Below are 11838 nucleotides of genomic sequence, written 5' to 3'. Positions count from 1 at the left end.
GAGGAGGCTCGGTCACCGTGCCGAGTGCCGCCACGCGCTGGCGCCGGTCCGGCGCGTGGCCGACCAGGCCGGGCTGGGGGCGGCGCAGCGGACGGCCAATCTGGCCTCGTCGCTGGGGGTGGCCGGACCCGCACTTCCCGCCCGCCCCGTGGTGCTCGTGGACGACCTCGTGACCACCGGCGCCACGCTGGCCGAGGCTGCCAGGGCGGTGCGGTCGCGAGGCGGTGAGGTGCTGTTCGCGGCCACCGTGGCCGCGACACCTCGGAGACCGCGGGAGGTCTCAAACGCGACACGCCGGAGATCTTAAAAAGGATTACGGTCACGTTGGGTAAAGAAGGATGCGGCCGGCCGCGCTCACCGAAGGGTCACAACTCACTACCCGCTGTACAGGAGGAGACCAGATCAGGAGGGATCAGACACCCGGGCATAACGGTTGACGGACTCTTAACTGGGGCACCCTTCACCCCCGTAACACCGTAGCGAAATCACGGAAAGTGATCCTTTGGGCAATCCGCAAGCTGACATTCGGGTCCGATCCGGATAGCGTTCTGACATGGCACCCGTTCGGGTCCGTGGTTGCGCAGGGCCGGGAGTCCCGGCTCTGCTAGCCGATGCCAGCCGCAGGCGAAACGGCCCACGTAAGGCGACTCTTCGTCGACCGAGCACGGTGCGGCTTAGGGGTAAGTCCTGCCTTCCCGAGGGTCCAGATGTCCCTCGTCAGGAGAGAAGGTCAGTAGTGGCATCAGAGCTGCGAAATCCTCAGCAGGCGGATGTGGGGTCGAAGACCAGGTCGGCCGGGCGGGTGCCGCACGAGATCCCGGTGATGGACCTTCGGAGAGGGGAACGGTGACAGAGAGGAAGACAGTGAACCCCGCCCGGCAGGCGCGTCGTCGGGCGCTCTTTCTCAGTCGTTAGACGAAGGGGGGCTGTTGCATGGACATCATCGTCAAGGGCCGGCACACGGGAGTGAATGACCGGTTCCGCGACCAAGTGACGACCAAGCTGGCCAGGATCGAGCGTCTGGATAGCAAGCTCATTCGAGTCGATGTGGAGGTGTCGAAGGAGCGCAACCCCCGCCTCGCGGGACAGCGAGAGCGCGTCGAGCTGACCATTCACTCTAGAGGACCCGCCATCAGGGCCGAGGCCTCCGCCGACGATCGGTTCGTCGCCCTGGACATCGCCCTGGACAAGCTCGAAGGCCGCCTGCGCAGGCTCGCCGACCGGCGCAAGGTTCACCACGGCAACCACTGCCCGCCCTCCCTGGCAGAGCTCACCGCGACGCTACCCGACGTCGACCTGGCGCCCCAGAAGACCACGCTGGTCCCCGAGCCGGCCGAGGCCGAAGAAGATCAGCTGCCCGACGACACGCAGTACGACGACATCGTCCCGATCGAGATGGACGGCGAAGGGCCGCTCGTCGTACGGGAGAAGTTCCACAGAGCGGAACCCATGACCATCGACCAGGCCCTCCTCGAGATGGAGCTGGTCGGCCACGACTTCTACCTGTTCCGTGACAAGGAGAGCGGCCAGCCGTCAGTCGTCTACAACCGACGCGGCTACAACTACGGCGTGTTGCGGCTCGTCGAGCCCTGATAGCGTCTTAAAAGATCTTCTCGACCAACCGAGGACCGCGCCACCCGTGCCATCATGGCGGTCCGACGGCTCTGGCCCCCCGACGAGGAGGAGAGACGTGAGCGAGCTCAGTCAGGTGCACATGAGCGAGCGAAACGAGGTTGCGAGGCGCGCCAAGGAGGCTTCGTGACCGAGCCCGGCGAGACCGGCGCGCCAGGAGGCGAGCCGATCCGCGTGCTTATCGTGGACGACCACGAGCTGATCAGGCGGAGCCTGGCTCTGGCGTTAGCCGCCGAGCCCGACATCGACGTGGTCGGCGAGGCGAGCGACGGGCAGGAGGCGGTCGAGCTGGCCGACCGCCTCATGCCCGATGTCGCGCTGATGGATGTGCGCATGCCGCGCCAGGACGGCATCGAGGCCGCGAAGGGCATCAAGGCCTCGGTGCCGAGCACCCGGATCATCATGCTGACGGTGAGCGACGAGGAGGAGGACCTCTTCGAGGCCATCAAGGCGGGCGCGACGGGCTACCTGCTCAAGGACGTGCAGATCAACGATGTGCCGGCGGCGGTGCGCGGCGTCCACGAAGGGCAGTCGCTCATCAACCCGGCCATGGCCGCGAAGCTCATCACCGAGTTCGCCAACATGAGCCGCAAGGAGGCCGAGAGGCCGCCCCAGCTGCCGGTGCCGCGGCTGACCGAGCGCGAGATGGAGGTGCTGCGCCTGGTCGCCAAGGGCATGAACAACCGGGAGATCGCCAAGCAGCTGTTCATCAGCGAGAACACGGTCAAGAACCACGTCCGCAACATCCTGGACAAGCTGCAGCTGCACTCGCGCATGGAGGCCGTGGTCTACGCCGTGCGCGAGCGCATGCTGGAGATCACCTGACGGCCGCCTCCAGGTGGGCGGCGAGGTCCGGGTCGGCCCGCTCGACTCGTACGGCGTCGCAGCCCACCCACTCGGCGGCCGACCACAGGGCGTCGCGAAGGGCGTCGGCCCACCTGGCGGCGCTCAGCCCGGGCTCCAGGCTGAGCTGCCGCGCCACCAGCGTGGTGCCCTCGCGCGCGGGGTCCACCCGGCCGATGAGGCGGCCGCCTGCCAGCACCGGCATGGTGAAGTAGCCGTGCACGCGCTTGTGCCTGGGCACGTAGAGCTCCAGCTGGTAGGCGAAGCCGAAGACCCGCTCGGTGCGGCCGCGGTGCCAGATCAGTGAGTCGAACGGCGAGACCAGCGTGGTGCGGTGCCGGCCGCGCGGCTCCGACTCCAGCGCCGCCGGATCGGCCCAGGCGTTGGCCAGCGCCGCGTGCTCGGCGGCCCCGTCGCCGTTCGCTCTCCCGCCGTTCGCCCTGCCGCTGGTCGGCCAGCCGGCGACGGTCACGGGGACCAGCCCCGCCGCCCCGCTGAGCAGGGCCTGGTCGAGGATCGCCATGAACTTCCCGTTGAGCCGCAGGAAGTCGACCAGATCGCCGCGCGTCGCGACGCCCAGCGCGCGGCCCGCGATGCCCGCGAGCCGTACGACGCACTCCTCGTCGGAGAGGTCCTCGGCCAGGAGGTCGGCGGGGACCACGCGCTCGGCCAGGTCGTAGACCCTGCGCCAGCCCACGCGGCGCGTGCAGACCAGCTCGCCGATGTCGAGCAGCCACTCCAGGCCGATCTTGGAGTCGGACCAGTCCCACCACTCGCCCGCCCGCTCGTCGCCGGAGCCGCCAGGAGCGGCTCGAGCGGCGCGCGCGCCGCCGACGTCGGCGGTGGTCACGGGGCCGCTGTCGCGCACCTGCTGCAGCAGCTCGTCGACGTGGCCGGGCACCTCGTGCCAGCGGAATCGGCGCTCGCGGAAGGCGCGCCGCCTGAAGGAGTAGAGGGGCCAGTGCTCGATCGGCAGGACGCAGGCCGCGTGGCACCAGTATTCGAAGGTCTGGGCGGGCTCGTGCCAGTAGGCCCGTTCGACCTCCGCCCGGCCGACCGCGCCCAGGCGCGCGTAGGGGACCAGCTCGTGGGAGCGGGCGAGGACCGAGATCGTGTCGAGCTGCACCGCGCCGAGCCTGCGCAGCATGCCGCGGACGCCGCCGCGCCGCCCGTCCGCGCCGAGCAGCCCCTGCGCGCGCAGGACGATCCGGCGCGCCTCGTCGGCAGTCAGACCGGTCATGCCGGTGTCTCGCTGGTGTGGCTTTCCCTGGCATGGGGCGCTCTGGCACGGGTTTCGCTGGTAGGGCGGAGCATGCCGGGCATGCTAGCGCCGCCCACCGACAAAAACGCGCCCCGCCGACCGACAAGAACGCGCCCCGCCGACCTACAAGAACGCCCCCGCCGACCCACCAGAACGGGCCGCGCAGGGAAGTCCCCGGGCGTGCGGACGGCGGGCACCGTCAGGGGATCGGTGCCCGCCGCGCGGCCGGGTCAGCGGTGGTCTTCGACGGACATGCCGACGCGGGGCGCGTCGATCACGACGTCGGAGAAGATGTCGAAGACGAGAGCGAGGATTCCGCCCACGACGAACAGGCCCACGCCGACCCAGATGAGCGCCCAGTTGGCCATGGTCAGCCCGACTCCGCCCAGGATGAAGCCGATCAGCATGACGGTGACCGCGAGCCACGAAGACGCGCGCCCGCCGTGACTGCCCAGATGCTCAGTCTGCTCCGACTTCGCGCCCTCAACCATCACAAAATCCTTCCCTTTGCCGGAATTCTCGCTTATTGGTGCGAACCGGCTGTCAACCGGCATAACCTCTGCCTGGATACCCATTCTCCCAGACGCGGCCGGCGGCCTCGCTGTCGCGGTGGCTGTGTCCGCTGACGGAACCGCCTACCATGGCAACGGGGAAGTTTGTCTCGGCCTCTCCTCCTGGCGGCGCCGCCGGGGTAGACCTGCGAGGAGCTTTACATAAAGTGGCAGCCATTCTCGACAAGATCCTGCGTGCCGGTGAGGGCAAGACCCTCCGCAAGCTGAAGAGGATCGCAGACCAGGTCAACTCCATCGAGGACGACTTCACGAGCCTGTCCGACGCGGAGTTGCGCGCGCTGACGGACGAGTTCAAGCAGCGCCACGCCGACGGGGAGTCGCTCGACGATCTGCTTCCCGAGGCGTTCGCGGCCGTACGCGAAGCGGCGCGCCGCGTCCTCGGCCAGCGGCACTTCGACGTCCAGATCATGGGCGGCGCCAACCTCCACATGGGCAACATCTCCGAGATGAAGACAGGCGAGGGCAAGACCCTCACCTGCACCCTGCCCGCCTACCTCAACGCGCTGACCGGCAAGGGCGTCCACGTGGTCACGGTCAACGACTACCTCGCCAAGCGCGACGCCGACACCATGGGCCGCATCCACCGCTTCCTCGGTCTCGAGGTCGGCGTGATCCTGTCCGGGCAGCAGCCCGACGATCGCCGCAAGCAGTACGAGGCCGACATCACCTACGGCACCAACAACGAGTTCGGCTTCGACTACCTGCGCGACAACATGGCCTGGTCGCTCGACGAGTGCGTCCAGCGCGGCCACAACTTCGCGGTGGTCGACGAGGTCGACTCCATCCTCATCGACGAGGCCCGCACGCCGCTGATCATCTCCGGCCCCGGCGAGCAGTCCGGCAAGTGGTACGCCGAGTTCGCCAAGATCGTGCCCCGCCTGCGCAGGGGCGTCGAGGCGAAGAACCCGGGCGAGGAAAGCACCGGCGACTACGTCGTCGACGAGAAGAAGCGCACGGTCGGCGTCCTGGAGGCGGGTGTCGCCAAGGTCGAGGACTGGCTCGGCATCGACAACCTCTACAAGCCCGAGCACACGCACCTGGTCGGCTTCCTCAACAACGCGCTCAAGGCCAAGGAGCTGTTCAAGAAGGACAAGGACTACATCGTCACCGAGGGCGAGGTCCTGATCGTCGACGAGTTCACCGGGCGCATCCTGCACGGCCGCCGCTACAACGAGGGCATGCACCAGGCCATCGAGGCCAAGGAGAGCGTGAAGATCAAGGACGAGAACCAGACTCTCGCCACGATCACCCTGCAGAACTACTTCCGCCTCTACCAGAAGCTGTCCGGCATGACCGGCACGGCGGTGACCGAGGCGAACGAGTTCCACAAGACCTACAAGCTCGGCGTGGTCCCCATCCCGACCAACCGGCCCATGATCCGTAAGGACCAGGCGGACGTCGTCTACAAGACCGAGGACGCCAAGTTCGCCGCCGTGGTCGAGGACATCAAGGAGCGCTACGAGGCCGGCCAGCCGGTGCTCGTGGGCACCACCTCGGTGGAGAAGTCCGAGCGGCTCTCCAAGGCCCTCAAGCGCCGCGGTGTGCAGCACGAGGTGCTCAACGCGAAGAACCACGCGCGTGAGGCCACGATCATCGCCGAGGCGGGCCGCAAGGGCTCCGTCACCGTCGCCACCAACATGGCCGGCCGAGGCACCGACATCATGCTCGGCGGCAACCCCGAGTTCCGTGCCGACCTCGAGCTGCGCCAGCGCGGTCTCGACCCGGTCGAGACGCCCGAGGAATACGAGAAGGCCTGGCCCGAGGCCCTGGAGAAGGCCAAGGCCGCGGTCAAGGCCGAGCACGACGAGGTCGTCGACCTCGGCGGCCTCTACGTCCTCGGCACCGAGCGCCACGAGTCGCGCCGCATCGACAACCAGCTCCGCGGCCGCTCCGGCCGCCAGGGCGACCCGGGCGAGTCGCGCTTCTACCTCTCGCTCGGCGACGACCTCATGCGCCTGTTCAACTCGGCCCGGGTCGAGATGATCATGACAAGGCTCAACATCCCCGACGAGCAGCCGATCGAGTCCGGCATCGTCTCCAAGGCCATCGCCTCCGCCCAGCACCAGGTCGAGCAGCAGAACTTCGAGATCCGCAAGGAAGTCCTGAAGTACGACGAGGTGATGAACCGGCAGCGCAAGGTGATCTACGCCGAGCGCCACCGGGTGCTGGAGGGCGCCGACCTGCACGAGCAGGTGCGCGGCTTCGTCGCCGACGTGATCGACGGCTACGTCGTCGGCGCCACGTCCGAGGGCTTCGCCGAGGAGTGGGACCTCGACAAGCTGTGGAAGGCGTTCGGCGAGCTCTACCCGGTCAAGGTCACGATCGACAACCTCGTCGAGGAGGCCGGCAGCCGCGAGGAGCTCACCGCCGAGCTCATCGGCGACAAGATCAAGAAGGACGCGCTGGAGGCGTACGACAGGCGCGAGGAGGAGCTCGGCGCCGAGGCGATGCGCGAGTTCGAGCGCCGCGTCATCCTGTCGGTCCTCGACCGCAAGTGGCGCGAGCACCTCTACGAGATGGACTACCTGCGCGAGGGCATCGGCATGCGGGCCTACGCGCAGAAGGACCCGCAGATCGAATACCAGCGCGAGGGCTACGAGATGTTCACCGCGATGCTCGACGGCATCAAGGAGGACTCCGTCGGGTTCCTGTTCAACATCGAGGTCGAGGTCCAGCAGAATCCGATCGTCGAGGAAGAGGACGCGATGGTGGCGGAGACCCGCTCCATCATCGCGCGCGGGCTGCGCGGCCCGGAGCGCCCGGCCGAGCTCGAATACTCGGCGCCGGGCGAGCAGGGCGATGTCGAGCACACCCGGGTCCGCACCACCCAGGCGGAGCGGGCAGCCTACGGCAACGTCGAGCGCAACGCCCCGTGCCCGTGCGGCTCGGGCAAGAAGTACAAGCGCTGCCACGGCGACCCGAAGAACACCCAGGCCTGACCCGAGACCGGGTCACCACCTGGCGGCGGCCTGACGGCACGTGCTTTCCACGTGCCGTCAGGTGCGCCGCCGCCTGACACCACGTCGGCCCCTTCCACACCGCCTGCGCCTGCCGACTTTCGGCCCTTTCTGCGCCGCCTGCGCTTGCTGGCTCGGCCTTCGCCGCGCCCTGTGCCTGTCGACCCTCGGCCCGTTCTGCGCCGCCTGCGGCCCGCTGGCTCGGGTTCTGGGCTGGCCGCGCCCGAGTCGCTTGTGCCAGGCCCAGTGGCCGGCGCTCACGGTCGGTGATCCGCGGCCGGTACTCTGCGGCCGGGTCGAGAGCGGCCGGGCCCATGGCTGTCCGACCACAGCGGGTCGGACACTCTGGACGGCCTCCAGGGGCCGGGCGACATGCCCGTCCGCCTCCGACCGGGAGCAGCGGCCAGGGTCTGCCTGTGGGCGCTGCCTGCGCCTGGCGACTCGGGCCGGTCGTGCCGGGCTTGGCTCTTCGCGTGCCTCCCGGAAGGCGCGGGCCTTCGGGTGCCGCCCGACAGCCCTGAGTCCTCGGGTGCCGCCCGACAGCCCTGAGTCCTCGGGTGCCGCCCGGCAGCCCTGGGTCTTCGGGTGCCGCCCGGCAGGCGCGGGCCTTGGGGCGCTTGACAGGTTGGGGTCTGCGCGGCGCCCTTAGCCGCGCGTGGCGGCTTGTGCGGGGGAGCCGAGCCTCCACGGGCCCGCCCTCGCCGCGCGCGCACGTCGGAGGCGGCTGGCTGCCGGGCCCTGCCCCGGGACCCGGTGTGGGTTCCGGGGCAGGGCCGGGCGCGGGCTGGTGCGACGTACCAGGCGGCACCAGCCCGCCCCGGCCAGGCCAGGCCAGGCCTGGTCACGCCGTTTCGAAGTCGGTGACAAGCCACTGGATGCCGCGCCGTTCGAGGCGGAGGGCGAGGACGTGGCTGCGTTCGCCGCAGTGGACGAGCAGGCACATCTCCACCGCCCCGTCCCTGGGCTCCTTCACGTGGGGGACTCCCGCGAACGGCGGGCGGGTGGCTTTGATCATCCGGCCCGCCCTCACCAGCTCCCGGTACGCCTGGTCGGTGAGCCGTTCGGCGACGGTTTCGGGAGGGCGCCGGCCCGTGAGGACCTCGGCCAGGGCCTGGCCCAGCAGGCGCAGCCTCCGTTCGTCGGGCACCGCTCCCGGCGGGCCCCAGACCAGGGGGCTCGGTTCGAGGGCGAGCGCGCCTCGGACCTCGGGGTGGACCGAAGGGGTGGCGTGCGGGTCGTCGTGCGGGTGGTCGTGCGGCGGGCGGGGGACGGGGTCGGTGCCGACGCGGCGAAGGGGGCGCATGGACGCTCCATGATCTTGGGGGGGCGATCACTGCGATCGATACAAAGAGGTTTCGGCCCCGCCCGGGGATACGCCGGCCGCCAACTTTCCCGGTTTCCCGGTCCTTTTGGCGGGAGGAGGGGGAGAAGGTCCTCGGGAGTTGGCGGGCGGCGGGACCGTTGGGGTGTCCGTAATCCCCGTCAGCCCTGTCTGGTGGAGGGCGACGTCGGCTCGCCCGCGTCCACGTCCGGCTCGGGTTCGCGGCCGGGTGTCATGATGTCCAGCCTGCGGATCAGGAAGCTGAACACCACGTAGTACACGACCCCGTAGACCAGGCCCAGCGCGAGGATGCCGGGCAGGTTGGCGGTGTTGGACTTGCTGGCGTTCAGCAGCATGTCGAGCAGCCCGGCCGAGAAGCCGAAGCCGAGCTGGCCGCCGATCAGCGTGGTGACGGCCATCGCCACCCCGGTCAGCACGGCGTGTACGGCGAACAGCAGCGGCGCCACGAAGATGAACGCGAACTCGATCGGCTCGGTGATGCCCGTGACGAACGAGGCCAGGGCGGCCGAGAGCATGATGCCGCCCACCGCGGGACGCCGGTGCTTGGGGGCGGCCCGCCACATGGCGAGCGCGGCCGCGGGCAGCGCGAACATCATGATGGGGAAGAACCCCGCCATGAACTGCCCGGACTGCGCGGCTCCGCCGAAGTAGCAGTTCCAGTCACCACCCAGGACCCGCCCACCCACCTCGCACTGCGGCACCACGTGCCACACGATCGAGTTGACGAAGTGGTGCAGACCCAGCGGGATGAGCAGCCGGTTGATCAGCCCGTAGAGCCCGGTGCCCAGCGGGCCGAGGGTGGTCAGCGCCTCGCCCGCCGCGCCGATCCATCCGCCGAGCAGCGGCCAGAGCCAGCCGACCAGCACGCCGAGCAGCATCGCCACGATGGCGGTGACGATCGGCACGAAGCGCCGCCCGCCGAAGAACGCCAGCCAGGACGGCAGCTTGATCCGGTAGAACCGCTGCCAGAGCAGGGCGGTGACGAGCCCCATCAGGATGCCGCCGAGCACCTTGGTGGGGTTCTGCATGCCGTAGTCGATGATCTCCACGATGCCCTGGTCCTCGACCTTGCGCAGCAGCACGGTGTCGCGGATCCCCGAGCCGAAGAACATCACCTTCGTCACCCGGTCGAAGACCAGGTAGCCGACCACGGCGGCGAGCGCGGTCGTGCCGTCGGACTTGCGCGCGAACCCGATCGCCACGCCCACGGCGAACAGCAACGGCAGGTTCTCGAACAGCGCCGCTCCGGCGGCGGCGAGCACTGCGGCGACCTGGTTCATCCAGGCGAACCCCGCCACGTCGGCGAGGCCGCCCGGCTCGGCGCCGTTGGAGCCGAGCATGTCGGGCTGGCCGAAGCGGAGGAGCAGCGCGGCGGCGGGCAGGGCCGCGATCGGCAGCATGAGGGAGCGGCCCAGCCGCTGGAGCACGCTCATCACTCGTGCGAACGGCGAAGGCCTGGCGGTGGTCTCGTTCACCGGGCGTTCCTCCGGGGAGTCGGGCCCCTAGCCCCGTCGTGCGGGCATTTCCAGGATGGTGCGGAGCTGGTAGCGGTCGGCGCGATACGTCGAGACCCCCAGCTCGGCGCAGACGCCGCCGGAGAAGGACCTGCGCTGCAGCAGCAGCACGGCGCCGCCGCGCGGCAGCTTCAGCAGGTCGGCGTCGCTCGGGTCGGCGATGCCACCGTCGATGGTGAGCTCTCCCGCGTCCATGACGAGACCGTAGCGGCTCTCCAGCAGTTCGTAGAGCGATCTGCCCGAAAGGTCGTGCTCGGCCAGGTCGGGTGCGAGTTTGACCGGGATGTGCGCCCGTTCGATGGACAGCGGCTCGCCGTCGGCGGTGCGCAGGCGCTCGATGAAGTGCACTTCCTCGCCGGGCTGGATGCCCAGCTCCTTGGCCAGGTGGGCGCTGGCACGCACGATCCTGCGGTCGAGGTCGCGTGAGCCCGGCTCCATGCCGCGGGCCCGCATGTCGTCGGTGAACGACGTGAGCTGGAGCGCGAGCTCGATCTTGGGCCTGGCGACGAAGGTGCCCTTGCCGGGCACCCGGTGCAGGCGCCCCTCGGACACCAGGTGGTCGACCGCCTGCCGTACGGTCATGCGGGACAGGCCGAAGCGCTGGCAGAGCTCCCGCTCGGACGGGATCGCCGCGCCGATGCTGAGCTCGTTGCTGTCGATGAGGTCCAGCAGGATCTCGCGTAGCTGGAAGTACTTGGGCACCGGGCTGTCCGGATCTATGTGCGCCACGGATCCTCCCCTCGATCTGACCTGGGCGATGAGCTATGGTTCGTACTGGTCTAGTCCGGACTAGACCACATGTCGCAAAACAGGGTCAAGCCCGAACGGTAACGATTGTGAGCCCGAGATGACCACCATGATGCGTAGCGAGATCGGTGAGCAGCCCGCGGCGCTGCGAGCCACGCTCGATTCCCTCCTCCCCCGGGTCGGCGAAGTGAAGGCGCTCGGCGACCAGACTCGTCAGCTGCTTTTCATCGCTCGTGGCACCTCCGACAACGCCGCAGTCTACGGCCGCTACCTCGTCGAGTCGCGCGCCGGGCGGCTGGCCGCGCTCGCGGCGCCCTCCGTGGCGACGACGTACCGGCGCAGGCTGGACCTCGACGGCGTGCTGGCCGTGGCCATCTCCCAGTCGGGCCGCACCGAGGAGATCGTGGACACGCTGGTCTGGGCGCGCGACTGCGGCGCCAAGACCGTCGGCATCACCAACGGCGGCCCGGACAGCCCCCTCGCGCAGGCGGCGGACGTGGCGCTGTGCACGGTGGCCGGTGATGAGAAGGCGGTTCCCGCCACGAAGACCTACACGACCCAGCTCGCCGCGCTGGCCGTGCTCGCGCTCGGTCTGGGCGCGGACGTGGACGCGGCGGACCTGCAGCGGGTGCCCGACGCGGTGGACAAGCTCATCGACGCCCCGGGCGACCTGGACGCGGTCGTCGAGGGCCTGGCCGACAAGCACGGCGCGGTGGTCTCCGCCCGCGGGCTGGCCTTCTCCACCGCGCTCGAAACAGCGCTCAAGCTCAAGGAGGCGTGCTACCTGCACGCCATGGGCCTGTCGTACGCCGACCTGCTGCACGGACCCATCGCGGTGGTCGACGCGGAGACGCCGGCGTTGCTGGTCGCCGCCGAGAACAGCCCGACGCTGGCCGGCACGGTCGCGCTGGCCGAGCGGGTGGTGGCGGCGGGCGCGGCGGCCTACACGGTCGGCGGCGGCGAGGCTCTC

Annotated in this window: 10 protein-coding genes; 5 read left to right on the top strand and 5 right to left on the bottom strand. The window is 69.7% G+C overall.

Going from position 1 to position 11838, the window contains the following annotated elements:
- The 3 genes from DQW85_RS35355 to DQW85_RS35345 all read left to right on the top strand — a co-directional run.
- A partial coding sequence (locus tag DQW85_RS35355) for a ComF family protein (protein ID WP_162795637.1) occupies positions 1–307 on the top strand: 307 nt, incomplete at its 5' end.
- Positions 308–933: 626 nt separating this feature from the next.
- Entirely contained in the window at positions 934–1593 is a 660-nt protein-coding gene (gene hpf / locus DQW85_RS35350; RefSeq protein ID WP_113704104.1) for a ribosome hibernation-promoting factor, HPF/YfiA family, read from the top strand.
- A gap of 165 nt (positions 1594–1758) precedes the next feature.
- Positions 1759–2457 carry a response regulator gene (locus DQW85_RS35345; protein ID WP_113704103.1) on the top strand — a complete coding sequence of 233 codons (699 nt, stop codon included), beginning with the start codon at positions 1759–1761 and terminating at the stop codon, positions 2455–2457.
- On the opposite strand, the gene DQW85_RS35340 is transcribed toward DQW85_RS35345, so the two are convergent.
- On the bottom strand, positions 2450–3715 hold the full coding sequence (locus DQW85_RS35340) for a winged helix-turn-helix domain-containing protein (protein ID WP_113704102.1): 1266 nt from the start codon (positions 3713–3715) through the stop codon (positions 2450–2452). The genes DQW85_RS35345 and DQW85_RS35340 overlap by 8 nt on opposite strands.
- Positions 3716–3966: 251 nt before the next feature.
- Positions 3967–4227 (bottom strand): HGxxPAAW family protein, encoded by a 261-nt coding sequence (locus DQW85_RS35335; RefSeq protein ID WP_113704101.1) that lies wholly within the window; start codon positions 4225–4227, stop codon positions 3967–3969.
- A gap of 227 nt (positions 4228–4454) precedes the next feature.
- Between DQW85_RS35335 and secA the strand changes: the two genes are divergently transcribed.
- On the top strand, positions 4455–7247 hold the full coding sequence (gene secA, locus DQW85_RS35330) for a preprotein translocase subunit SecA (RefSeq protein WP_113704100.1): 2793 nt from the start codon (positions 4455–4457) through the stop codon (positions 7245–7247).
- A gap of 859 nt (positions 7248–8106) precedes the next feature.
- Here the strand turns inward: secA and DQW85_RS35325 are convergent.
- The 3 genes from DQW85_RS35325 to DQW85_RS35315 form a co-directional block, all read right to left on the bottom strand.
- Positions 8107–8568, bottom strand: a complete 462-nt coding sequence (locus tag DQW85_RS35325) for an Rv3235 family protein (protein WP_113704099.1) — start codon at positions 8566–8568, stop codon at positions 8107–8109.
- 179 nt (positions 8569–8747) lie between these two features.
- A complete protein-coding gene (locus DQW85_RS35320) occupies positions 8748–10082 on the bottom strand; it encodes a PTS transporter subunit EIIC (protein WP_113704098.1) in 1335 nt (444 codons plus the stop codon).
- Positions 10083–10109: 27 nt separating this feature from the next.
- A complete protein-coding gene (locus tag DQW85_RS35315; protein WP_113704097.1) occupies positions 10110–10850 on the bottom strand; it encodes a GntR family transcriptional regulator in 741 nt (246 codons plus the stop codon).
- Positions 10851–10968: 118 nt separating this feature from the next.
- Between DQW85_RS35315 and DQW85_RS35310 the strand changes: the two genes are divergently transcribed.
- On the top strand, positions 10969–11838 hold an 870-nt coding region (locus DQW85_RS35310), incomplete at its 3' end, for an SIS domain-containing protein (protein WP_113704096.1).

The sequence above is a fragment of the Nonomuraea lactucae genome, assembly GCF_003313395.1.
GTDB classification, from domain to species: Bacteria; Actinomycetota; Actinomycetes; order Streptosporangiales; family Streptosporangiaceae; genus Nonomuraea; species Nonomuraea lactucae.
This window is presented reverse-complemented; position numbering and strand designations above follow the sequence as displayed.

Coding starts and splice junctions, on each gene's coding strand:
- hpf (WP_113704104.1), top strand. CDS start 934: ATGGACATCATCGTCAAGGGCCGGCACACGGGAGTGAATGACCGGTTC.
- DQW85_RS35340 (WP_113704102.1), bottom strand. CDS start 3,715: ATGACCGGTCTGACTGCCGACGAGGCGCGCCGGATCGTCCTGCGCGCG.
- DQW85_RS35335 (WP_113704101.1), bottom strand. CDS start 4,227: ATGGTTGAGGGCGCGAAGTCGGAGCAGACTGAGCATCTGGGCAGTCAC.
- DQW85_RS35325 (WP_113704099.1), bottom strand. CDS start 8,568: ATGCGCCCCCTTCGCCGCGTCGGCACCGACCCCGTCCCCCGCCCGCCG.